Here is a 24091-nt window from a genome sequence, read left to right as displayed (position 1 = left end):
ACGGCCGTGGCATGGGTGGAGACGGACGCGGGAGGGTACCGCGTCACGCTCGACGAGGAGGGCAGGGTGGTGTGCCGCAACGCTGCGGGGCGCGCGCTCAAGTCGCTGCCCTCGAAGCTCGGTGACGACCCGGTGGTCACCCGGCTCAAGCAGCTCTCCGAGTGGCTGGCCGCACACGAGCGGCGCTGCCAGGAGGACGTCGAGCGGTGGATGGTGCGCTCGCTGCCGGTGCCCGCCGCCGTGCTCGCGGCCGTCTGGCCCGACGAGGCCTGGCAGGCCGTCCTGCGGGACGTCGTGGTCACCGGCCCGGACGGCGCCGTCGCCGGTTTCCTTCGCGACGCGGACGCCGAGCGCGGCCTCGGACTGGTCGACCTCGACGGGGACACCGTCCGCCTCACCGACGCCGAGGTCCTGATACCCCACCCGGTGCTGCTGCCGGACCTCGACGACCTGCGGGAGTTCGCCGTCGAACTCGGAGTCTCCCAGCGCGTCCAGCAGCTCTACCGGGAGGTCTGGCACCGGCCCGGGGAGCCGTCGGCCGGCACCGAGGTCACCACCTACGCGGGTGGCCGCTACCGCGAACTGCGCGAGCTGGTCGGGCGCTGCACCCGGCTCGGCTGCCGGGTCCGCGGCGGCTCAGCGGTGCAGCCGATCACCGAGGGCGGCCGAACCGTCGAGGCCCGGGTCTGGATCGGCGACTACTACGAGTACGACGCCTGCGAGACGGGCGCCCTCAGCTGGGCCGGCCCCGACGGCCGCGCCCTGCCGCTGGCCGAGGTCGGACCGGTCGCCTGGTCCGAGGGCATGAGGATGGCCGCCGCCCTGTACGCGGGCCGCACGATCGAAGGGGAGGAAGCCGCATGACCACCACCGTCCCGAACCAGGGCGCCGCGACGCCCGAGGCGCTGCTCGACGCCGGCGCCGTCCTCCCGCACGGCACGCTGCCCGGCGCCGGCCGCCCCGACAGCGCCGCCGACGTGCTGACCGCCCGCGGCTACGCCCACCCCGCCCTGGACGGCCGCCGGATCGTCCGTCTGGTCCCCGGCACGCTCGGCCAGGCGGAGGACCTCGCCCTGGAGTTCCTCGGCCTCGCCCCCGAGGGCGAGCCCGCCGAGGTCGGCCAGGTCCGCCAGGAGGCGCTGGGCTTCCCGGCCTGGGCGCTCGTCCACGACCCGGCCAACGGGCACCACGCGCTCGCCCTGGTCAAGGACCTGGAGCGGCTGGCCCGCCAGGCCCGGTCCAAGCCCGGCGCCGCCAAGGACGGCTTCGACGCGCTCGCCACCCGGCTCGGCCGCGCCGTGCCGCACTTCCTGCCCACCTTCTGCGAGGAGGTCGGCCGGATCTTCCTCGCCCACGACAACCGGACGTACGCCGCCGCCTGGTTCGGCAAGGCGCGCGAAGCCGAGCGCACCCACAACCTGGCCGTGGACGAGGAACGGCTGCGCGCCGTCTTCCTGGAGTTCGCCCTGGCCGGCGCGCTCACCGTCAAGTCCCTGCGCCAGTACGTCAAGGAGCTCGCCCGGCGGCTCGATCCGCTGACCGCCTGGCAGCGCTTCCGGCAGCTGTGCACCGAGCGCTCCGCGGCCGGCATGGCCCCGTACGCCGGCGTCGCCGAGGATGCCCGGGCGCTGATCCGGGCCGCCGGCCTGGACCGCACCGAGCACGAACGGGCCCTGCTCGCCGAGCTGTTGGACTCCCCGGCGGTCAACCGGGCGCCCGCGGCGTTCTGGAAGTCCTGGCACGGCGCGCTGGTCGACCTGGGCAGGAACGACGCCGCCGTCCGCACCCGCCTGCTGGAGCTGCTGCCCGACCCGGCCGCCTCCGGCACCGACGCGGCCCCGCACGACACCGCCTGGTTGGCGGTCCTCGCCGAGACCGGCGCGGAGGAACTGCTCACCGGCCCCCGCGCCGAAGGCGCCGAACCCGCCGCCGCCTGGCTGCAGCGCTGGTGCAACCACCTCGGCCGCGGCTGGCGCAGCCGCCCCAGCTGCCCGGCCACCGTCGCCCTGGCCGGGCGGATGGTCGAACGGCTGCGCGCCGACGCCGTCCCGGTCGACCTGTTCACCGACATGCGGGCCGGCCACACCCGACTCGACCTGCTGAACCTGCTGCTCGCCGCGGGCGTCCCGGTCGCCGACCCGCCGGCTGACCTGAAGGGCTTCGACCTGCGCGAGTGGGTCGGCCAGAGAGGTCCGGACGCCACCGCCCTCGCGGCCATCGCCGCGGACGAGCGCTTCCGGCCGCTGCTGCGCCGAGCCGCCCCGTCCGCCTGGGAGCCGGCCGTCCAGCACCAGGCTGCCGTCCTGCCGCTGCTGAACGAGCTGTTCAGGGAGTGGGCCGAGGAGCGCGCCGACGAACTCGCCGCCGTCCGCGGCCTGGCCGGTGCCGACAGCCTGGTCCGCTCGCTGACGCAGTTCCGCACCGCCATCCGCACCGTCGCCCCGGCCGCCGCCGAGAGGATCGCCGCGCTCGACGTCACCGGGCTGCTCACCCGCGCCCTCGGCGCCGGCATCCTGGACGAACTCGGCTGGCCCGCCCTGGAGGAGGCGCTCGGCCGGCTCGCCGACCCGCCCGCCTCCGACGCCCTCCCGGCCACCGCCCCCGGTCACCGCACCCGGGGCCTGGACGGCCTGATCGTCGAGGACGCCTGGCCGTGCCTGGTCCTCGCCCGCCGCGACCAGGCCCTCGTGGTCGGCCCGCAGGGCATCGTGTTGGAACACACCCTGCGGCTGCCCCCGCTGCCGGGCGCCCACAACCGCCCCCGGCTGCGCTTCGTCGACGGCGAACTCCTGGTCATCTGGTACGAGGGCGGGGACCAGAAGGCGTACTGGTCCAGCCGACCGGACCAGACCTTCGAGCTGGAGGGCCCGAGGATCGCCGGCTACCACTACGGCGACCGCCACCCCGAGGCCGCCTCCCTCCCGCTGCCCGGCGGCGGCCGCAGCACCGGCACCCGCCCGCTGCACCCCGGCGACACCGCCCTGCCCGAGGAGCACCCCGTCCTCGGCGACGGCACCGGCCACTGGACGGTGCGCCGCGCCCAGGACGGCGGCCTCGTCCTGCGCGAACTCGACCCGGCCACCGGCGCCCTGGGCCGCGCCGCCGAACCGCCCCTGATCGCCGCCACCGCCGAGGCCGGCCGGCTCGTCACCGGCTGCACCGGTCTGCTACCGATGCAGCCCGGCCTGGAGGGCACCCCGCTCGGCACCGACGGCACCGTGCTCGGCAGCTGGGTCCGTCGCGATCCCGGACGCGCCGTCACCACCTTCACCGCCGACGGACGGCGCATCGTGCTGCCGCTGAACGACCGCGACGACACCCACGTCCTTCCGGTCGGCCGGCTCGCCCTGCCCGGCGCCCAGGGCCCCGTGGTCAGCCGCACCGGCGAGTTCTTCGACCTCGGCCTGCCCGACCTCGCCGAACGCTCCGACCGCACCGCCGCGCTGCGCTCCTGCAAGCCAGGCGACCTCGCCGCCGCCGGCACGGCGCTGGTCCCGCCGTACGGCCACTGGCACGCCCTGCGGCCCCGCGACGAGGCGGGCTCCCGGGTGCTGCGCGCCCTGACCGCCGACCAGGCCGCCCGACTGATCGACCTCGCCTGGCCCGTCGACACCGAACCCGTCCCGGAGGACGAACAGCGCTGGCTGACCGTCCAGGGCGTCCGGCGCCCGCTCGCCCAGCGAGGCGAGGCCCGCAACAGCCTGCCGGTCGAGGCGGTCGGCGCCGCCCTGCCCGGTATCACCCACCCGCTGCTGCTGGCCGGCGTCGCCGGGTTCGCCCGCGCCGCCGCCGACCTGCTCGACCGGACGGCCCGGTTCCTCCCGCAGCCCGACGCCGAACGACCCACCAAGACCGAGGCCGCCGAGTACCGGCCCGAGCACGGCCGGGACCACGAACTGCGCGACGCCGTCAACGCCGTCCTGCCCGGAATCGACGGCTTCGGAAGAAGCTGGGGCACCTCCGACCACTGCTGGACGCTCAACAACCTGCGCACCGTCAGCGCCGTCCTCGCCGATCCGCCCACCGCGAGCGGCGAGGGCTGGAGCACCCCGGCGACCGTCACCCTCCAGGGTGGCGACGCCCACCAGGGCTGGCTGCACCTGCTCGGCCGACTGGACGTCCTGGCCCACGCCGTCGCCGCGCCGCTCACCGATCCCGCCCACCGCTCCTCCCTGGTGCTGCTGCTCGGCGAGCTCACCAAGGGCCCGCTCGCCGACCGCGGCGCCACCCTGCGCGAGATCGTCCTCGCCGAACGGGCCGAGGGCACCGCGAGCGGTCGGCCGACCACCACCCAACGCCAGGGCGAGGTGCTGAGGCACGGCGACCGCACCGTGATCATCCTCGGCCACCGCCGCCAGTACACCGAGGACACGGTGCACTGGCTCGCCGTCGACCACGACCCGAGCGGCGAGTTCGGCCCCGTCGCCCACTTCACCACCGTCGAGGAGCGCGGCACCGAGGAGCGGCTCAGCGCCGCCTGGATCGCCAAGTTCTGGCGGGTCTGCGCCCTGCGCCGGGCCGTCCCCTGGGACGCGGCCCGCGCGGCCGCCTTCGCCGAACTCACCGGCATCGGCACCGCCCGCGCCACCCTGCTGCTCAGTCCGCCGCCCGGTCTGCTGCACTGGGGCAACGCCCAGGTGCCCGCCGAGTACGGCCTCAAGCCCGCCGATGTCAAGGCCGCCCAGCACTGGCTGCGCGGACACGACCACAACGGCATCGCCGACGTCTGGGCCGCCCTCCTGCCCACCGACGACCCGAAACGGCTGTGGACCGAGGGCCCCGACCTCGCCGCGGGCGCCGAGGCCTGGATCCGCCAATTCGGACGGCTCGTCACCCTCCCCGAGGAGACGCAGGCCACCGTCCAGGGCGTGCCCATCACCACCATCGAGGCGGTGCTCAATCCCGGCCACACCCCCTGGCTCACCGGCACCACCACCTTCCGGCTCACCGACGACGGACAGGGCACCCCCCGACTGGCGCCCGAGGACGCCTCCGCCGTCCCCGGCTCCGGAGCGCTGGGCACCACCATCCGCGCCCTGCGCTGGCTCGCCTACCACCTGGCCGCCGACAGCCCGCTGCGACCACTGATGCCCCGGGCCGCCACCGCACTGCGCGAGCGGCTGGCCGACCCGGAGCTGCTGCTCGACCTCGACCTCGTCCGCACCGCCAAGGGCGGCTCGCTGGCCGCCGTGCTGCGCCCCCACTTCGGCCTGCCCGCCGAGGGCGGGGCCGACCCGGACGGCCTGGTCCGCTGCGGCCCGGCGCTCGTCCTCACCCCGTACCACGCCGAGTTCGAGCGGGTCTGGCTGCGCCCGGCAGCCCTCACCGGCCCGGACGACCCCCTGCTCGAACTGCTCGACGGGCTCGCCGGCAGCTACTGGTTCGGCACCGAGCGGGCGGCGATCGAGTCCGTCCTGCGCGGTGAACCCGAGCGCCTGGCCTCCGCCTCCGCCGCGGTGACGGCCACCGGCGACGGCCCGGCCTGGCTGCAGAACCCGCAGCTGTCCGCCCCCGGGCTGGTCGCCGAGGTGGCCCGCACCCACGGCCTCGGCGAGGACGCGGCAGTGCTCCACCTCCAACTGCTCGCCCTGCCCGACCCGACCGACCGCAACACCGCCCGCTGGACGGGCTGGAAGCCCGCCCGGCTCAGGCGCGCCCGCGCCGAACTCGCCGCCTCCGGCCTGGTGCTGGAGGCCAAGCGGTCCCGGGCCGGCCGCGGCCTCTTCCTGCCCGGCGGCTGGCAGGAGGCCAAGTCGCCCGCCCTGCCGGTGGAGACCTGGAAGGCCGCCCTGTACGAACTGCCCACCCACCAGCCGGTGTTGCCGCACCTGCCCGTCCCCGAGCTGTTCGCCCTCGCGTGGCAGCGCACCGTCGACGGCGACGCCCCCGGCTACGAAGAACTCCAGACCGGCAAGCGCAGGAAGGCCCGCCGATGACCGCCACCGTGACCACCACGACCGCTGCGACCACGGCGACCGTGGAACGGCAGATCGTCCCACCCGAGGAGAAGCACGCCGCCGAAATGGAGTTCCTGGCCGCCCACGACAGCGGCCCGCGCCCGCCCGGCTGGCGCCTCACCCCGCGAGCCGTGGTCACCTTCGTCATGGGCAGCGGCGGCGAGAAGCTCAAGGCCGGGCGCCGGAGCCTGGTGATCGAGCCCAAGTTCGTCGGCGAGCGCGCCCTGGTCGAACGCTGCGTCGTCACCCTCGCGGGGGAGCGCGGCCTGCTGCTCGTCGGCGAGCCCGGCACCGCGAAGTCGATGCTCTCCGAACTGCTCGCCGCCGCCGTCTGCGGCACCAGCGCGCTCACCGTCCAGGGCACCGCCGGCACCACCGAGGACCAGCTCAAGTACGGCTGGAACTACGCCCTGCTGCTCGCCAAGGGTCCCAGCCGCGAGGCCCTCGTCCCCTCCCCGGTGCTCACCGCGATGACCACCGGGGCCGTCGCCCGGGTCGAGGAGGTGACCCGCTGCCTGCCCGAGGTGCAGGACGCCCTGGTCTCCCTGCTCTCCGAACGGCGCATCGCCGTCCCCGAGTTGGCCGGCACCCCGGACGGGCAGCTGCACGCCGCCGCCGGCTTCACCCTGATCGCCACCGCCAACCTGCGGGACAAGGGCGTCAGCGAGATGTCCGCCGCCCTCAAGCGGCGGTTCAACTTCGAGACGGTCGGCCCGATCGGCAGCCTCGCCGCCGAGGTCGAACTGGTCCGCCGCCAGTCCACCACCGCCGTCGCCCGGGCCGGCGCCGGCTACGCCGTCGACGACGCCGTCCTGGAAGCCCTGGTCACCGCCTTCCGAGACCTGCGCACCGGGCGCTCCACCGAGGGATGGGACGTCGAGCGCCCGTCCACCGTGATGAGCACCGCGGAAGCCGTCTCCGTCGCCACCGCGCTCGGCGTCACCGCCGCCTACCTGCCCGACGGCGGCGACCTCCTCGGCCGCCTCCCCGGCCAGCTCCTCGGCGTCGTCCGCAAGGACGACCCGGCGGACGCGGCCCGGCTGCTCGGCTACTGGGACGGCCCGGTCCGCCGGCGCGCCGAACAGGGCGCCGCCACCTGGCGCACCCTGTGGGACCTCCGCTCGGCACTGGAGGCCTGACGATGACGAGCAGCGCGGTGAAGCCCGTCCCGGACGGCCCCCTCGGGGCCGGCCGACACCCTGCCACCGACCTCGACGTCCGCGCCGAGACCGACCGGCTGGCAGGCTCCGGCACCGACCGTCCCGGGCCCTACCTGATCGGCGTGCGTCACCACGCGCCGTCACTCAGCGCGGTCCTCCCCGCGCTGCTCGACGCCGCCCGCCCCGAGGCGGTCCTGGTCGAACTGCCCGCCGAGTTCCAGCCCTGGCTGGACCGGCTCTCCGACGAGGCCACCGAGGCCCCGGTCGCCCTCGCCGCCGCCCCGGCGGGCCAGGACGACTCCGGCGGCCTCGCCTTCTACCCCTTCGCCGACTTCTCCCCGGAACTCGTCGCACTGCGCTGGGCCCGGCGCAACGGCGTCGAGGCCATCGCCTGCGACCTCCCGCTCGCCCACCGCACCGCCCCCGACGGCACCCGGGACCGCCGCCCGACGGAAGGACCGACGGCCCCCGGCGTGGCGGACGCCCTGCGCCACCGCCTCACCGGTCGCGACTCCGACGAGGACCTGTGGGACCGCCTGGTCGAGACCGCAGCCCCCGGCTCCACCCCGGACGCCGTCCGCCGCGCCGCCCTGCTGGTCGGCTGGGCCCTGCGCCACGACGCCGAGACCGGCCCCGGCGTCGACCCGTACGACCTGCGCCGCGAGGCCTGGATGCGCGCCCGCATCCGGGCCGCCTCGGCCGGCGGGCGCCGGATCGCCGTGGTCGTCGGCTCCTTCCACGCCCCCGCCCTGCTGCACGGGCCGATCGCCCCCGAGGGACCGCCCGGCCCGGACGACCCCGGGCACGTGCTCTCGCTGATCCCGTACACCTACCCGCTGCTCGACGCCCGCTCCGGCTACCCGGCGGGCATCCGCGACCCGGAGTGGCAGCACACCGTCCTCGACGCCGGCGGGGACCCGGAGCGCCTCACCGAGGCGCTCACCGCCACTGCCGTCCGGATCTGCGCCGCCCTGCGCACCCAGGACCACCCTTCCGGCCCGGCCGACGCCATCGAGATCGTCCGCCTCGCCGGCGACCTCGCCCGGCTGCGAGGCCACGCCGCCCCCGGCCGCGGCGAACTCGTCGAAGCCGTCCAGGCGGTCCTCGCCCAGGGCGAACCCCTCGGCCGCGGCCGGGCCGTCGCCCGTGCCCTCGAACAGGTCCTGGTCGGCACCCGCACCGGGCGCCCCACCCCCGCCGCCCCGCGCAGCGGCCTCGCCCCCGCGGTCGAAACCCTCCTCGCCGAGCTCGGTCTCCCGGGCCCCACCGATCCGGGCCCGCGCGAACTGCGCCTCGACCCGCTGCGCAGCGCCCTCGACCGGCGCAGGGAGGTCCTCCTCCACCGCCTCACCGCCTGCGGCGTCCCCTATGCCGAGCCCGTCCCGACCACCGGGCCGGGCGGCACCGAAACCCTCGGCACCCGCTGGCGCCTGCACTGGACCCCCACCGTCGCCGCCCTGCTCACCGTCGCCGGCACCCGAGGCGTCACTCCCGCCCAAGCCGCCGAGGGCGCCCTGCGCACCCGCCTCGGCGACGCCCCCACGCCCCGCCAGATCATCGACGGCCTCACCGCCGCCGCCTCCTGCGCGCTCCCGGCCCTCACCACCACCCGCCTCGTCCAACTCACCGCCATCCTCCCCACCACCGCCGCCCTCCCCGACCTCCTCGACGCCCTCACCCTCCTGGACCGGCTCGCCGCCGGCCACTTCCCCGGCCTCACCCCAGCCCTCGGCGACGCCCCGCCACCTTCCGCGGCACGTCCCGCCGGGTCGGCTGTTCCGGTCGTACCAGTCGGTTCCCGACCCGCCGCCGGCGTGGCTCAGACCGGGTGCGCCCCCGCGCTCCCGCTCGGCGAGGCCGTGGGGGAAGGCGGTTCCGATGCGACGAGCCCGCCCTTCAGGGCGACTGTCCCGGGTGCCTCGGCCGGGCCGGCCTGCGCGCCCGCGCCCGCACCCGCTGCCGGAGCCGGGCCATCCGCCGACTCACCGGCCGTGTCGGACGGGGGTGATTCAACGTCCCTTTCCGGAAAGGCCGTTGAGGATCCCGCCGCCGTCCTCGGTCACCCCGCCTCGGGGCTGGCTAACCCGGCCAACTCCCTCCATGCTGCCGCAGAACTGCTCACCGTCGCTGCCGTTCGGCAGGTGGAGGGGCTGGGCGGGTCGGACGATCCGGCGGACGCGCGGGCACTGGTGGAGTTGGCGCGGCGGGCGGATCGGCTGGGCGGGGTGCGGCTGGGGTACGTGTTGGGGGAACTCGCCGAGCGGGGCAGCCCGATGGTGCGTGGTGCGGCCGGGGCGGTGCGGGTGCTGCTCGGGCAGGAGCCGGCCGGGGTGTTCGGCGGCCGGGCCGCGTCCTGGGTGGACGGGGCGACCGACGTCCGGGCGCGGCAGACGCTGGGGCGGGCGCTGGTCGGGCTGTTGACCGCGGCCGAGGGGCTGTTCGACAGCGCGCCCGAGGCGCTGGCACCCGTGCTGGAGCGGGTGACGTCGCTGTCGGACGCCGCCTTCCTGGACCGGCTGCCCGCACTGCGCGGCGGTTTCGACACGCTGAGCCCGGCCGCCCGTGACCGGCTGCTGGCCCTGGTGGAGGAGCGTCTCGACACCCGCCTCGCCGCCCTGCCCGAGGCTGCCGACCCCGCGGTGGTGGCGAGTTGGGTCCGGGCGGACCTGGCCGCCCGCGCGGCGCTCGCCCGTCGGGGGCTGGCACCGCAGTCACCTCCGGACGCGGACGGGGATCCCGCACCCGCACCGGAACACGCACCCGCCGCCCAGCCCCCGGGTACCGCCCCGCACACCCTCGCACCCGCCGAGCGTTGGCGCCTGCTGCTGGGCCGCCCCGGCATCGGCGGCCTGTCCGGCCGCAGTGCCCGACTCGCCACCGCTCTCGACGAGTTGTACGGGACCGGGCACGGTGAGGGCTCCGGTCCGGGCCTGGGCGACCGGGGCGGTCGCGAGGCCCCCTTTCCCGGGGTGCGCGAGTGGGCCGAGGAGTTGGAAGCGCTGTTCGGTCCGGGCCTGCGGGAAGAGGTGCTGGCCGCCGCCGTCGCCCACGGCCGGACGGACGTCCTGGAGGCGATCGACCCGTCGGCCGTCCGCCCGTCCGTCGACCTGCTGAGGACGGTGCTGGACCATGCCGGCGGTCTGCCCGAGGCCCGGGTGGCGCGGCTGCGCCCGCTGGTGCGGCGGCTGGTGGACGAGTTGAGCCGCGAGCTGGCGACCAGGCTGCGCCCGGCGCTGACCGGGATCAGTGTGCCCCGCCCGTCCCGGCGGCCGAGCGGCGGGCTTGACCTCCACCGGACCGTCCGGGCCAACCTCGCCACCGCCCGCCCCGCACCGGACGGCGTCGGCACCCTGATCGTGCCGGACCGTCCCGTGTTCCGGACCAGGGCGCGGCAGGCCAACGACTGGCGGCTGATCCTGGTGGTGGACGTGTCAGGGTCGATGGAGGCGTCCACGGTCTGGGCGGCGCTCACCGCGTCGATCCTGGCCGGTGTGCCCTCGCTGAGCACCCATTTCGTCGCCTTCTCCACCGAGGTCCTCGATCTGACCGAGCGGGTCACGGATCCGCTGAGCCTGTTGCTGGAGGTGCGGGTCGGCGGCGGCACCAGCATCGCGACCGGGCTGCGCTACGCGCGCGAGCTGGTGACGGTGCCGTCGAGGACGCTGATCGCGGTGGTCAGCGACTTCGAGGAGGGCGGCCCGGTCAACGGGCTGCTCGCCCAGACCCGGGCCCTGGTGGACTCCGGCGTGCACCTGCTCGGCTGCGCGGCACTGGACGACACCGGGACGGCCCGGTACTCGAAGGCGGTCGCGGGGCAGCTGGTCGCGGTCGGCATGCCCGTGGCGGCGCTGAGTCCGCTGGAACTGGCCCGCTGGGTGGGGGAGAAGGTGCGATGAACACGACGACGCAGGAGAACTGCTGGCCGGGCGTCCGGCCCGAGGTGGTCGCGGAGGTGGTGTCCGGGCTCAGTGCCCGGCTGCAGAAGCGGCTGGACGGCGCGGCGGCGAAGCTGGCGCAGCGGCCGCTGCGCCGGGAGGGCGACGACTGGCGGGTGCAGGTGGACGAGGAGGCCCTGCTCGTCCTGCACGCCCCGGGCGGGGTGATCGCCGACCCGTCCGACGTCCGGTGCGGTTGCCTGCTCGCCCCCGCCTGCGTCCACCGCGCCGCCGCCGTCACCCTCTGCCCGCTGGCCGAGGCAACCGATGCCGTCGCTGAACCCTCCGAAGCTCCCGAAGCCGGGGCACCGGAGGCACCAGCAGCACGCGAAGCCGCGCCGGCGCCCGAAGCCGCGCCCGGGCCTGAAACCGCGCCCGTACCCGAAGCCGCCGCCCTCACCGCGCCCGAACTCGCCGCCGCCCGGCACCTCCACCAGGCCGCCTGTGCCCTGCTGGCCGCCGGAGTGAGCGGTGCGGGCGCCGTCTCCCAGGCCGAACTGCTGCGCGCCGCCCACCGGGCGCGCGTGGCGGGGCTGTACCGCCCGGCCGCGGTGGCCGTCGCGGTGGTGACCAGGGTGCGTGCGGCGCGCTCCGGCGCGCCCGATCACCGACTGGCGGACCTGGTGGCGGTCCTGCGCGAGCTGCTCGGCCTCACCGTCGCCCTGACGGCGCCGCCCGGCGCCCCCGCCCCCACCCCGCTCGCCGCGCTGCGCGGCACCGCCCGCCAGGCCTACGCGGAGCAGGGCGGCCTGCGGCTGTACGGGCTGTTCGCCGAACCGGTGCTGACCGCAGCCCATGCCGGCGTGGTCAGCTGGGCGGTGGACGCCGGCGGCCGGCTCAGCACGGTCGCCGAGGTGACCCCGCACGGTGATGCCGCGACCGCCGCTCCGCTGGCCGTCGGGGCGGGCAACCGTACGGTCCGACTGGGTGATGCCGCGCTCAGCCACCGCGAGTTCAGCCGAGCAGGGCTGGCCGTCCAGGGCGCGACGAGGTCCGCCACCGGGCGGCTGGGCGCCGGGGCCTCCGTCCGGGCAGTCCGCGCGTCCGGGGCGGACTGGACGGCGGAGCTGGTGGCCAGGCTCTGGTCCGAGCCGCCCGCCGCACAGGTCGCGCGGGCCCTCGCGGCGCAGGAGCTGCCGTACGAGAGCCGCCCGGCCGGGAGCGACCTGCTGTTCCTGGACGTCACCCTGCTGGGCGCCGCCGCGACCGGATCCGGCGGAGCGCTCCAGCTGCTCGCCCGCGCCTCCGGGCGCGGCCTGGTGATCGCGCTGCGCCCGGGGCACGAGCACCCCGACCTGGCGTTCCGGGCCAATCTCGCCCTGCTCGCCACCGTCCCCGGCCTGCGGCTCCGGCTGATCGGCCGACTGGAACGGGCCGACCGTCCGGAACTGCGCCTGCTCGCGATCGGCACACCCCCGGACGCCCCCGACCACCCTGCCCCCGACCAGTCGTCGCCCGTGCGCCTCGCCCTCTCCGCCGACCGCGCGGGCCGGGCCAACCTCGGCTTGGAACGCCTCCAGACCGCCGACCTCCAGACCGTCGACCTGACCTCAGAACACCCGACAGGGCCCGTGCCGCTGCTCCCCACCGCACCCCCGGTCGGCCCGCCCGTGCACGTGCTCGGCCGTCGGGTGGAGCAGACGGTGACCACCGGCCGGTCCGCCCTCGGCCCGAGCGCGGCCACGGCGGCGGCCGACCGGAGCCTGCTGCGCGCCGCCGGACTGGCCACCGCCGCCCAGTTGCTGGACGGCCTGCGGGCGACCGCGATGAACCAGCGGCGGGACGTGTTCGGCAGGGTCGCCCCGGACGACCACGACGCCTTCGCCACGGCCTGGCTGGCCGCCGCCGACTACACCGAGGCGCTGGCCACCGCGCTCTGCTCCGCCACCTGGGAAGCCACCTGGGAAGCCGGCGGGGGAGCCGCCTGGGAAGCCACCGGGGGAGCCGCGGAAACGACCACCGCCGAGGCCCGGCGGACAACGCGGGTATGAGCCGAGGTAATTGCAGAGACCGATTACCAGCGCAAACTGGCATACTTGGGGGAGAGCAGGGACCACAGCGGCACATGGAGCAACGCGAAGGGAAGGCGAGCCATGTCCATCCGCGACGACGCGGCCGAGGTCAGGGCCGGTGGCTGGCGGACGCTCGCCGCGCTGCACGGGCTGATCGACGCCGCGCTGGAGAAGGCGCTCCAGGCGGAGCACAAGCTCTCGGTGGTCGAGTACACGGTGCTGGAGGCACTCTCCCGGCAGGACGGCTGGCACATGCGGATGCAGCAGCTGGCCCGCGCGGCGGCGCTGAGCAGTAGCGCGACCACCCGGCTGGTCAGCCGCCTGGAGGACCGCGGACTGCTCGGCCGCTACCTCTGCGCGGACGACCGGCGCGGCATCTACACCGAGCTGACCCCGGAGGGCCGCGCCCTGCTGGAGGCAGCCCGCCCGGTGCACGACGCCACCCTGGAGACGACCCTGACGCAGGCCGCTGAACTCCCCGAGCTGGCCCCCCTGGTGGACGCGCTCGCCGAACTCACCCCGGCGAAGGCATAACCGCGGCACCGGATCAGCGACGCCGGAGCACGACCGCCGGATCGCCCGGCATCCAAACACCTCCCGCCGGATCACCACCGCCGGGAGGCGGCCCTCACCGCCGCCCGGCGGCCAGTGCGTCCCGGTGCACCCGGTCGAGGAGGGCGAGCAGCAGTTCCTTGCTGGACGCCCGCTCCCGGACGTCGCACAGCACCACCGGCACCTCCGGCCCGAGGTCGAGGGCGCGGCGGACGTCCTCCGGGGTTGCCTCCCGGCGCCCGTGGAAGCAGTTGACCCCGATGGCGAACGGGATGCCGCGCTGCTCGAAGAAGTCCACGGCGGCGAAGCTGGATTCGAGCCGCCGGGTGTCCGCGAGGACGATCGCGCCGAGGGCACCGAGCGCGAGGTCGTCCCACATGAACCAGAACCGGAACTGCCCGGGCGTGCCGAAGAGGTAGAGCACCAGGTCGTTGCGGACGGTGATGCGCCCGAAGTCCATCGCCACCGTGGTGGTGGACTTGTCCTGGACGCCTTCGAGGCTGTCGACCCCGATGCTGGCGCGGGTCATCCGCTCCTCGGTCTGCAGCGGTTCGATCTCGCTGACGGAGCCGACCATGGTGGTCTTCCCGACGCCGAAGCCGCCGGCGACGAGGATCTTGACCGCGCCCGGCACCAGGCTCTGGGTCGTCAATTCGGGTCTCCTGGAAGGGAACGGGGAGTTTTCGAGGAGGGGAGGAGAGGGGGCGTCGCCGCCCCCGGGCCGTCCGTCAGAGCCGGCGGACACCCTCGATCACGGCCTGGATCAGTGAGATGTCCGGCGCCTCGGCGAGCTGGACCGGGGCGCGGGTGAGGATCAGCCGGGCCTCCGCCAGATCGTCCAGCAGCACCTTGACCACGCTCACCGGCAGGTCCATGGCGGCCGCGATCTCGGCCACGGCCAGCGGGCGTTCGCGGCACATGTCGAGGATCGCGGCCGGTTCGGGGGTCAACCGGCTGGTGTCGGTGCGCGGGTCGGCGGTGACCACCAGGGTGATCAGCGCGAAGCCGTCACGGACCGGGCCGGTGCGCCCGTTGGTGATCGCGTAGGGGCGGACCAGGTGGCCGGCGTCCTTGTCGTAGAACCAGCCCTCGTCGGCGTCGGCGGTGGTCACGCACCGCCACCCACGCCGACCTGGCCCGCGTCGCTGCGCGGCGCCGCGGTGAGGTACTGGCCGACCTGCTTGACCAGCATGTTGATCTCGTAGGCCATCAGCCCGGCGTCCACCTGCTCGCTGGTGAGCACGGCGAGCCGGGCACCCTGCCCGGCGGTGGTGACGAACAGGAACAGCTGGTCCATCTCGACGACGGTCTGCCGGACCCGCCCGCCGTTGAAGCGGTGCCCGGCGCCGCGGGCCAGGCTCTGCAGGCCGGAGGCGACGGCGGACAGGTGCTCGGCGTCGGCCCGGTCGAGGCCCTGGGACATGCCGACCAGCAGGCCGTCCTCGGAGAGGACGATGGCGTGGCGGGTCTCGGGTACCCGCGCCACCAGCTGGTCCAGCAGCCAGTTGAGGTCGCGCTGGGTGTCGGTGTGCTGCGTCATCACTGCTGTTCCTTGGCTTCCTGAACGGCGGAGGCTTCCGCGGCTTCCGCGGGGGCGGAGGCCGCGGCCGGGTTGGGGGCAATGGCGGGCGCGTCCGGTTCGGAACCGGTCGCGCGGGCGCTCCGGGTGCCGCGCTGAATGGCGGCCATGGTGGCGCGGGACCGCGCCGGCGAGGCGTCATCGGCCTCGCCGGACCGCGGACCGGTCGGGGCGGCGTGGGCCCCGTACGGCGCCGGGGCGGCGGTCGGGCCGGCCGGCACCGACGGCGGGATCAGGCCGCCGGGCGCGTTGGCCTCGCGGAGCTGCTCGGCGAGGCTGGCGTTGCGGACCCGCTGCGGCAGGACCCGCGGGGTGCGCAGTTCGCCGTCCGGGCCGTGCTCCACGTGGTCCTCCTGCGGGCGTTCGTGGGTGGGCGTCGACCGGTCGCCGGGTACCCCGTCGAACCCGGCCGCCGCGTCCGCGAGCGGGCCCGTCACGCCGTCGTCGGCGCCGACCTCACCGGCGGGTCCAGGCACGAGCCCCGGCACGAGCCCCGCCACGAGGTCCGTCGACGGATCGGTCGGCAGGTCGTAGGGACGCGGCAGCGCGGGCCGGGGGACCACCACGGCACCGGGCAGCCCGGGGATCTCGGCGCCGACCGGCAGCGCGGCGTCGTCGGGGGCGGCCCCGCCGGCCACACCGTCCTGCCGCCCGAGCAGCTCACCGATGATCACCCCGCCGTCCTCCCGGACGGAGGCGGCGGAACCGGAAGCGACGGCCCCCGGGGCGGCGGCCGCGGGCCCCTCGGCATCAGCAGCGGGGGCCGCACCAGCAGCCGCCGGATCCGCCGGCCCGGCCGGTCCACCGCCGAGCAGTCCGGTGAGCACTCCCGCCAGCGCGCCCGACAGCTCCCCGTCGACCTCACCGAAGTCGCCGTCCGACGGCCGCGGTTCCGGCACCGGGGTCCGGGTGACCCGGGCGCCGGACGGCAGCCCGGGCACCGCGGCAGGCTGGTCGGGCTGCTCCAGCAGCACCGCGGGCACCAGCACCACGGCCCGGGTGCCGCCGTACGGCGAGGGCCGCAGGGTGACCTGGATGTCGTGCCGGGCGGCCAGCCGCGCGACCACGAACAGGCCGAGCCGCAGGTCGTCACCGAGCGCGGAGACGTCCAGCTCGGGCGGGTTGGCCAGGTACTCGTTGAGCCGCTCGTACTCGTCCTCGGTCATGCCGAGGCCGCGGTCCTCCACCTCGACGGCCAGCCCCTTGGGGACCTCCTGCGCGGAGACCTGCACCTGGGTGTAGGGCGGGGAGAAGGTGGTGCCGTTCTCGATCAGCTCGGCGACCAGGTGGATCACGTCGGCGACGGCCTGCCCGCTGAGCGAGGCGCGCGGCACGCCCTGGACGACGACCCGGGCGTAGTTCTCGGTCTCGGAGACGGCGCTGCGCAGCACGTTGACCATGGGCACGGCGTTGCGCCAGCGCCGGGCGGGCAGCGCGCCGCCGAGGATGACCAGGTTCTCGGCATTGCGCCGCATCCGGGTGGCCAGGTGGTCCACCGCGAACAGTTCGCGGAGCAGCTCGGGTTCCTCGTGCTCGCGCTCCAGCGCGTCGAGCATGCTGATCTGCCGGTGGATCAGGATCTGGGTGCGCCGGGCGATGTTGAGGAAGACCTTCTTCGTCCCCTCGCGGCCCTGGGCCTGGTGGACGATCGCGGCGACGGCGGCCTGCCGGACGGCGGCCAGGCCGTCGGAGGTCTGCTGGACCTCGTCGCCGACCCGCCGGGACGGCGCCCAGGTGGGCGGGGTGGGCACCGGCTCCCCGGCGCGCAGCCGCTCGACGACCTCGGGGATCTCCTGCTGGGCGAGGGCGAGGGTGTCGGTGCGCAGTCCGGCCAGCCGGGCGGACAGGGCCCGGGCGGCCCGGATACCCCGGACCAGGCTGACCAGCAGCACCACGGCGACGACGGCGGTGCCGGCCGCCAGCGCGGTGCGGTTCCCGGCGTCGCGCAGCAGGTAGGCGGCGTAGCCCCAGGCGGCGGCGAGGCCCAGGCTGGGGACCAGCACGAGGGCGAGGAGCGAGCTGCGGAGGGAGCCGGACCGGCCGGCGCGGTGGCCCGTGCGGGGGGCCGATATGCCTGGCATCTGATTCCTTGTTGCAGGGCCGAGGTGCAGGCCGGGTCTCGGGTCCGAACGGCGGATCGGCCCGAGCGGCCCGGACCGGGCTTCAGGGCGCCGAGGCCGGGGTCGCCGGACGGGTGACGCGGTGTCACCGTCCGGGCGGAGTGCAGCGCGGCCGCCGACGGCAGGAAACCTATCAGTCCCAGGTGGCCTCATCGCAACATCAACTGACGATATGTGAACGGCTGATGGCAGTGCCGGGCGGTTCTCGCCGGAGCGTTCGCCGACGTAGCGCCGCAGCTCAGTACGGTCGCCGCGGAGCGGAAACGGCTCCCGGGGAGGCCGCACGGGCCTCTCCGGGAGCCGTCAGGAACAGGTCAAACCGTCGCCGCGCCGAGGGTTCACCACCGTGCGGGCGGCGGCTCCTCCGGCGGCTCAGCTCGCCGCGGAGAACGGCACCACCCGGCCGTACCGCTCCTCCGCCGCGGGGGCGGCAGAGGCTGCGGAGACCGAGGAGGCGGAGAGCACGGAGGCCGCGGACGCCGCGGCGGCCTCGGCTTCCAGCTGGTTGAGCTCGGTCCACGCCCAGCTCGTCAGGTCGGACAGCTCGGCCGACCACTGCTTGCCGTACGTGCCCGCCGCCACCTGTCCGAGCCGCAGCTTCTGCACGTCCGACGTGCCGGCCGGGGCGTAGATGTGGGTGGCGTCCCGCAGGTAGCGGATGACGTGGTGCTCCTCCTGGGTGCCGCGCGCGGCGAAGATCTCCATCGCCTGGCGCGCCGAGTCCATCGCGTACTCGGTGTTGATGAGCTTGGCGTTCATCAGCTCGGCGTCGCAGGCCTTGCCGTGGTCGAGCAGGTGCGAGGCGTGGTAGGCGGCCAACTTGGCCGTCATCAGCCGGGACTGCATCTCGCCGAGCTTCAGCGCGATGCTGTTCAGCTGGTTGATCGGCTTGCCGTAGAGCACCCGCTCCTCGGCGTAGCGCACGGTGTCCTCGACCACGGCGACGTGGATGCCGAGCGCGACGGCGCCGAGGTTGAGCCGGCCGTACAGGGTGGAGGAGGAGTACGCGACGTCGAGGCCCTGGCCCTCCCGGGCGAGCCGGTTGCCGACCGGGATCCGGCAGTCCTCGAAGACGAGCTCGCCGAAGCTGAAGCCGTGGAGGCCGCCCTGGGTGCCGGTCGCGCCGGCGCGGAAGCCGGGCCGGTCGCTCTCCACCAGGAAGGCGGACAGGCCCTTGCTGCCCGTGTCGGTGCGGAATACCACGCCGTGGACGTCGCCGATGTGCGAGTTTCCGACGAACACCTTGCGGCCGTTGAGCACGTACTCGTCGCCCTCGCGGCGGGCGGTGCCGGCCATGCCGAGCACGTGGCCGCCGGACTCCGGCTCGGTGACCGCGATCGTCGGCAGGGACTCGCCGGAGGCGAACTTCGGCAGCCACAAGCGCCGTTGGGCGTCCGAGCCGAAGTGGATGACCTTGGCGACGCCGAGCTGGGAGGCCTGCGCCATCGCGCCCATCGCGCCGCTGACCCGTGCCAGCTCCTCGACGATGATGGTCTTGGCGAGGTGCCCCAAGCCCAGGCCGCCGAACTCGCGGGGGATCGTGACGCCGATCCAGCCGCGGCGGGCGATCTCCCGCGAGAGCTCGAACTCGATCTCCCGGTCGGCCTCCATTCTGGCCACCTGAGGACGTACCTCCTTCTCCGCGAACTCACGGACCTCCGCTCGGAGGCTCTCGTGTCGCTCGTCGGTGAAGTAGTCCATCGCCATGCTTGGTCCTCTCGTTCCAGTGGGTGTCGTGCCTCCGTTCACGCCGTAGATGCCGCTCCGGCCGCTCCCCCTGCGAGATCAGGGTGGGGGTGTGGAGGTGTGGCGGTGCCGATCGCGTCGAAGCCATCGGTGCATGCGGACCCTGGATCGGGTTTCCCGTGGGGCTGGGGAACTACCGTCCGTGTCTTCGGCAGGGCTCATTGTCATATGTGCACATGGGCTACACACATAGTTGATCTTGGAATGGCGGGATTCGGCCCGTCGCACCACCAACGGGTTTCACCGCCACATCGGGTGGGGATTGACCTTGCCCCGCTCCGGCGGTCCACCGCGGGGTCGCCCACATGCTGCTTTGGCTGTTCATCAGCAAGGGCGGCGATCGGTCCCGGTAGCACCGCGGCGCCCGGATGTCTGATTACATGTGCGCCATGACTGATGTGATGAGCACTCAAGGCCAGTTCCCGGGTGCTGCCGGGGAGTCCGAGCGGACCCGCAGGCTGCGCAGCCTGGGTCTCAACGAACCCTCCGCGGACGAGGCCTTCGACCGCTTCGCCCACCTGGCAGCCAGCATCACCCGCGCTCCCATCGCGATGGTCAACTTCATCAACGACGAGCGCCAGATGTTCCGGGGGCTCTACATTCCGCCAAACTCCTCCGAAGTCGCGGCCGAAGAGGGCGCCTCCTGGGCGGATCGGGGCATCGCCTTCGACCTTCCCACCCGGCAGATGCCGATGAGCCACGGTTTCTGCCCGCACGTGGTCGCCCAGCGCTCGCCCCTCGCGCTGGACGACATCCTCGCCTACCCCCGGTTCGCCGGGAACCCCGTCGTGGACGAACTGGGCGTCCGGGCCTACCTCGGAGCCCCGCTCGTCGACGACACCAACACCGTCATCGGCACCGTCTGCGTCCTCGACCGGGAACCCCGGCAGTGGGGGCGCGAGCGGCTGCGCGACATCCAGCACCTCGCCGAGGCGCTGCTCTCCGAGATCCGGCTGCGCGACAACCTGCTCGCCCAGCAGCAGGAGATGTTCGCGGCCTTCGACGGATCCCCGTTCCCCATCATGCTGACCGACGGCCCCGGTCAGGAGATCCGCTACGCCAACGCCCAGCACGCCGACACCTTCGGCGCCCCGGTGGCCTACGGTTCGATCGGCGCCGCCTACCCGCAGCTCGGCGCCGCCGGCCTCCAGCAGGCCGTCTCGGAGGCGTACCACACCGGTCGCGCCACCGTCCTCAACGACGTCCGGGTCCAGTCCGGCCGTCCCGAGGCGCAGCGGATCCAGCAGATCTTCAGCTTCACCTGCACCCCGCTCCGGGTGGCGCGCACCGGCCAGGTCAACGGCGTCCTCACCGTCGGCATGGACGTCACCGCCCAGTCCCGCACCGAGGAGGAACTCGGCACGCTGGCCGCGCTGCTGGTCGACCGGCTCCAGCAGAACGGCGCCGCCACCCCGACCGGCCGGCCCGGCATCGCCGGCGGGTCCGGACTCGTCCTGCCGAGCTGAGCGGCCGACCGTCGCCCGTGCGCGGCAGCGCGGCCCGCGCCCTCACCCGCCGACCGCACCATCCGTACCGTCCACCACCGTGGCGGGGCGCCTCTCACCCCCGAGGAGAGGCTCCCCGCCACGCTGCCGTCCGGGGCCGGCGGGCCCGCGGCGGTTCACCCTCCTCCACGGCAGCAGCCGCCGCGGTTGCCGCCCCCGTCGCCGAGGCAGTCGGACCCGCCGCTCCGGGCCGAGCGGGTGAACCGCCCGCCGCCCCCACCCCCGGCCGGGCGCGGCGGCGGTCCGCCGGTGGTAGGCATGGGCCGCATGGACTGGATGGACTGGTTCGCCGCCCCCGACTACTGGCTGAGCCGACTGCTCGTCCAACGTCTGCTCGCCGGCCTCTACCTGATCGGATTCCTCGCCGCCGCCGCGCAGTTCCGCGCCCTCATCGGCACCGACGGCATGCTGCCGGTGCCCCGTTTCACCGCCCGGGTCCCCTTCCGCCAGGCGCCCGGGCTCTTCCACCTCCACTACAGCGACCGCTTCTTCGCGGCCGTCGCCTGGAGCGGCGCCGCGCTGTCCGCCGCCGTCGTGGCCGGGTTCGGCGACGCCGTCCCGCTCTGGGGCTCGATCCTGCTCTGGGCGGCGCTCTGGTTCCTCTACCTCTCCATCGTCAACGTCGGACAGACCTGGTACTCCTTCGGCTGGGAGTCGCTGCTGCTCGAAGCGGGTTCGCTGGCCGTCTTCCTCGGCAACGCCGACACCGCGCCGCCCACCCCCGTGCTCTGGCTGATGCGCTGGCTGGTCTTCCGGGTCGAGTTCGGCGCCGGACTGATCAAACTGCGCGGCGACAGCTGCTGGCGTGACCTGACCTGCCTGCGCTACCACCACGAGACCCAGCCCATGCCCGGACCGCTCAGCTGGTTCTTCCACCACCTGCCCGACCCGCTGCACCGGGTCGAGGTGGCGGCCAACCACCTCGTCCAACTCGTCGTCCCCATCGCCCTGCTGCTCCCGCAGCCGGTCGCGAGCTACGCGGCCTGCGCCGTGGTCGCCACCCAGCTGTGGCTGATCGCCTCCGGAAACTTCGCCTGGCTCAACTGGCTGACCGTCGTCCTCGCACTCGCCGCCGTCGAACCGGCCCGCCTCGGACTGCCGCGCCACGCCCACGACTTCCCCGGCACCCCCGTCTGGTACCAGGCACTGGTGACCGCCGTGACCGCGGCCGTCCTGGTGCTCAGCTACTGGCCGGTGCGGAACATGCTCTCGCGGGGCCAGGCGATGAACCGCTCCTTCAACCGGCTGCACCTCGTCAACACCTACGGCGCCTTCGGCAGCGTCAACCGCCTCCGCCAGGAGGTGGTCATCGAGGGCACCGACGAAGCCGTCCTGACCCCGCGCACCGTCTGGCGCGAGTACGGCTTCAAGGGCAAACCCGGCGACGTGCGCCGCCTGCCGCGCCAGTACGCCCCGTACCACCTGCGGCTGGACTGGCTGATGTGGTTCGCCGGCATCTCCCCGGCCTACGCCCGCCCCTGGTTCCTGCCCTTCGTCGCCCGCCTGCTCACCGGCGACCGGGCGACCCTGCGGCTGCTGCGCCACAACCCCTTCCCCGACGCCCCACCGACCCACGTCCGGGCGACCCTCTATCTCTACCGGTTCACCGGATGGCGCGAACTACGGGAAACCGGCGCGTGGTGGCACCGCACCGCGCTCCACGAGTACCTCGCGCCGGTCGACCTGCCCACCCTCGGCCGGGCCGGCTTCCGTCCGCCGCTCGGCCGCCCGGCCCGCGGCGTCCGCCGCGTCCCGCTGGACCGGCTGCGGCGCCCGGGCCGGACCCGGGCGGAGCCCCCCGGTCACCGCTCCGGTGACCGGCGCGGAGGACGGGCCGGTGACGGGCCCGGTGACCAGCCCGGTCATCCGTCCGGTCACCCGTACGGACCAGGCCGGGACCACCCGGGCGGACCTCCCGGGTAGCGGCCAGGCGGGCGGTATGGCACACGACACCGGCCCGACCGGCGGTGGGTGCGTGCAAGGCTCGAACGGGCACCCGTATTCTGGGCCTCCACAACCGGCGGCCCGACCGCGCGCCCCCGTGCCCCGCCTCCGGGGCACCCCGCGCTACCGGTCCGCCGCCCCCGCCGCCAGCCCCGCCGTCGTCGCCCAGAACCGGACCTCACATGACAGTGCTTCACTCGCGCAACGCCGACGCAGCCGACCCGGCGGACGTCGCCGACGCCGCAGACGTCAAGGACCCCCAGGACGCCGCAGCGGAACCCGACCTCCGCGAAGACCTCGGCCGCTACGCCGAACTCGGGGCCTTCACGCTCAGCGCCGACACCCACGCCTGGTACGCGGCCGTCGACACCGTCGCCACGCCCGAGGACGCCCGCGCCGCCTCGACCGCCCTCGCCGAACTGCGCGGCCGTGACCTCCGGCAGACCTGGGAAGCCGTCACGGCCCTGGCCACCGAGGCCAAGCTGGACGAACCCGACACCGTCGCCAAGGCCGCGCTGCTGGTCGAGATGCTCCAGCGCGTTCACCGCACCTCCGCCACTCTCAGCGCCGCCGCGTACGACGCCGACCTCGTCGCCCTCGCCGCCGCCACCGCCGACAGCACCTGGCGCCGAGAGAACGGCGTCAAGCTCTCCTGGCTGCGCGCTCGCTCGCTGCGCAAGCAGGCCACCGCCCTCGCCCACGACCGCAAGGTCCGCCGCGAGGACCTGCACGAGGCGCTCACCTCCGCCGAGATCGAGCGCCGCGCCTGGGCCGCCCTCGCCCCGGCGGGCACCCTCCCGAACGTGCCCGCCGACGGCGCCCTCGTCGAGCGCACCGCCCAGGCCTTCGAGCCGATCAACACCGGCCTGCGCGACCTCGCCCGCCTGCTGCCCGACCACGACCTGGACGGGCTCGCCTTCGCGGAACTGGCGGACCTGGTCGAGCGCCTCGCCGCGGACGAGGGTACCCTCTACCGCCTGCCCACCATCCGTGGCCTGCGCGCCACCCTTGAGGAGGCCGGCCTCGCCGACCTGCTCGCCGAACTCACCGCCGCCAAGGCCGACCGCCGCGCCGCCGAGGCCGCGTACGCTGCGCGTCAGGCGCTGGCGGGTGGGCAGCGGGACGGACTGACGGAGGAGACGCCGGTTTCGGTGACGGCTCCGGTCGAGGACGTCGCTGAGGCGGAGGTCGGGGCAGAGGCCGAGGATGTCGAGGTGGCCTCGGGCTCGGACACCGATTCCGCCGAACTCGAGTCGGTCGCGGTGGAGGAGGTGACGGAGGAAGCCCCGGCTGCGGTGGTCTCCCTCCCGGCGCCCTCCCCGGCCGCCGACGACCTCGTGGCCGCCGCGACCGCCGCGCTGGCCGAGGCCGCCGCAGCGGATGAGGTGGCGGTGGAGGCCGAAGCGGCTGAGGTCGAGGAGCCTGTCGGCGAGGTCGAGGAGCCTGCCGCTGAGGTGGAGGTCGAGGAGCCTGCCGCTGAGGTCGAGGCCGTGGCCGGTGCCGAGGCAGTGACTGCCGAGGTCGAGGTCGAGGGCGAGCCGGAGGCCATCGCCTTTGAGGTGGGGGAGCCCGTGACCGAGG

14 protein-coding genes are annotated in these 24091 nt (G+C 75.1%); 9 read left to right on the top strand and 5 right to left on the bottom strand.

Translation table 11 applies throughout. The features are described 5' to 3' along the window. Positions 1-6: 6 nt before the first annotated feature. From ACH4J0_RS07445 to ACH4J0_RS07420, 6 genes are all read left to right on the top strand, one after another. Positions 7-864, top strand: coding sequence for a DUF4132 domain-containing protein (locus ACH4J0_RS07445; RefSeq protein WP_396237173.1), 858 nt, complete (start codon positions 7-9; stop codon positions 862-864). After that, positions 861-5936, top strand: a complete 5076-nt coding sequence (locus ACH4J0_RS07440) for a hypothetical protein (protein ID WP_396237171.1) — start codon at positions 861-863, stop codon at positions 5934-5936. The genes ACH4J0_RS07445 and ACH4J0_RS07440 overlap by 4 nt, the downstream gene beginning before the upstream one ends. Further along, positions 5933-7096, top strand: a complete 1164-nt coding sequence (locus ACH4J0_RS07435; protein WP_396237169.1) for an AAA family ATPase — start codon at positions 5933-5935, stop codon at positions 7094-7096. The genes ACH4J0_RS07440 and ACH4J0_RS07435 overlap by 4 nt, the downstream gene beginning before the upstream one ends. A 2-nt stretch (positions 7097-7098) precedes the next feature. Next, positions 7099-11013 (top strand): DUF5682 family protein, encoded by a 3915-nt coding sequence (locus ACH4J0_RS07430; RefSeq protein ID WP_396237167.1) that lies wholly within the window; start codon positions 7099-7101, stop codon positions 11011-11013. Further along, positions 11010-13043, top strand: coding sequence for a hypothetical protein (locus ACH4J0_RS07425; protein WP_396237165.1), 2034 nt, complete (start codon positions 11010-11012; stop codon positions 13041-13043). The genes ACH4J0_RS07430 and ACH4J0_RS07425 overlap by 4 nt, the downstream gene beginning before the upstream one ends. A gap of 102 nt (positions 13044-13145) precedes the next feature. Next, positions 13146-13598: a MarR family winged helix-turn-helix transcriptional regulator gene (locus tag ACH4J0_RS07420; protein WP_396237163.1), complete on the top strand. Its 453-nt coding sequence runs from the start codon at positions 13146-13148 to the stop codon at positions 13596-13598. A 94-nt stretch (positions 13599-13692) separates the two neighbouring features. Here the strand turns inward: ACH4J0_RS07420 and ACH4J0_RS07415 are convergent, their stop codons facing one another. The 5 genes from ACH4J0_RS07415 to ACH4J0_RS07395 all read right to left on the bottom strand — a co-directional run bounded on the left by ACH4J0_RS07415 (position 13693) and on the right by ACH4J0_RS07395 (position 19022). Beyond that, positions 13693-14268, bottom strand: a complete 576-nt coding sequence (locus ACH4J0_RS07415) for a GTP-binding protein (protein WP_396237161.1) — start codon at positions 14266-14268, stop codon at positions 13693-13695. Between the two features lie 76 nt (positions 14269-14344). Then, positions 14345-14728 (bottom strand): DUF742 domain-containing protein, encoded by a 384-nt coding sequence (locus ACH4J0_RS07410; protein ID WP_396237159.1) that lies wholly within the window; start codon positions 14726-14728, stop codon positions 14345-14347. Continuing rightward, complete coding sequence (locus ACH4J0_RS07405; RefSeq protein WP_396237157.1) at positions 14725-15156, bottom strand: roadblock/LC7 domain-containing protein; 432 nt, start codon at positions 15154-15156, stop codon at positions 14725-14727. The genes ACH4J0_RS07410 and ACH4J0_RS07405 overlap by 4 nt, the downstream gene beginning before the upstream one ends. Further along, the gene (locus tag ACH4J0_RS07400; protein ID WP_396237155.1) at positions 15156-17276 is read right to left on the bottom strand and encodes a sensor histidine kinase; all 2121 of its coding nucleotides are present in this window, start codon (positions 17274-17276) and stop codon (positions 15156-15158) included. The genes ACH4J0_RS07405 and ACH4J0_RS07400 overlap by 1 nt, the downstream gene beginning before the upstream one ends. 411 nt (positions 17277-17687) lie before the next feature. Continuing rightward, positions 17688-19022 (bottom strand): acyl-CoA dehydrogenase family protein, encoded by a 1335-nt coding sequence (locus tag ACH4J0_RS07395; protein WP_396237153.1) that lies wholly within the window; start codon positions 19020-19022, stop codon positions 17688-17690. Between the two features lie 428 nt (positions 19023-19450). Between ACH4J0_RS07395 and ACH4J0_RS07390 the strand changes: the two genes are divergently transcribed. From ACH4J0_RS07390 to ACH4J0_RS07380, 3 genes are all read left to right on the top strand, one after another. Beyond that, positions 19451-20527 carry a GAF domain-containing protein gene (locus ACH4J0_RS07390; RefSeq protein WP_396237151.1) on the top strand — a complete coding sequence of 359 codons (1077 nt, stop codon included), beginning with the start codon at positions 19451-19453 and terminating at the stop codon, positions 20525-20527. A 315-nt stretch (positions 20528-20842) separates the two neighbouring features. Further along, positions 20843-22489: a lipase maturation factor family protein gene (locus ACH4J0_RS07385; RefSeq protein ID WP_396237489.1), complete on the top strand. Its 1647-nt coding sequence runs from the start codon at positions 20843-20845 to the stop codon at positions 22487-22489. Between the two features lie 203 nt (positions 22490-22692). Then, positions 22693-24091: hypothetical protein (locus ACH4J0_RS07380; RefSeq protein ID WP_396237149.1), on the top strand; the 1399-nt coding region annotated here is incomplete at its 3' end.

The sequence above is a fragment of the Kitasatospora sp. NPDC017646 genome, assembly GCF_044329365.1.
Lineage (GTDB): Bacteria > Actinomycetota > Actinomycetes > Streptomycetales > Streptomycetaceae > Kitasatospora.
This window is presented reverse-complemented; position numbering and strand designations above follow the sequence as displayed.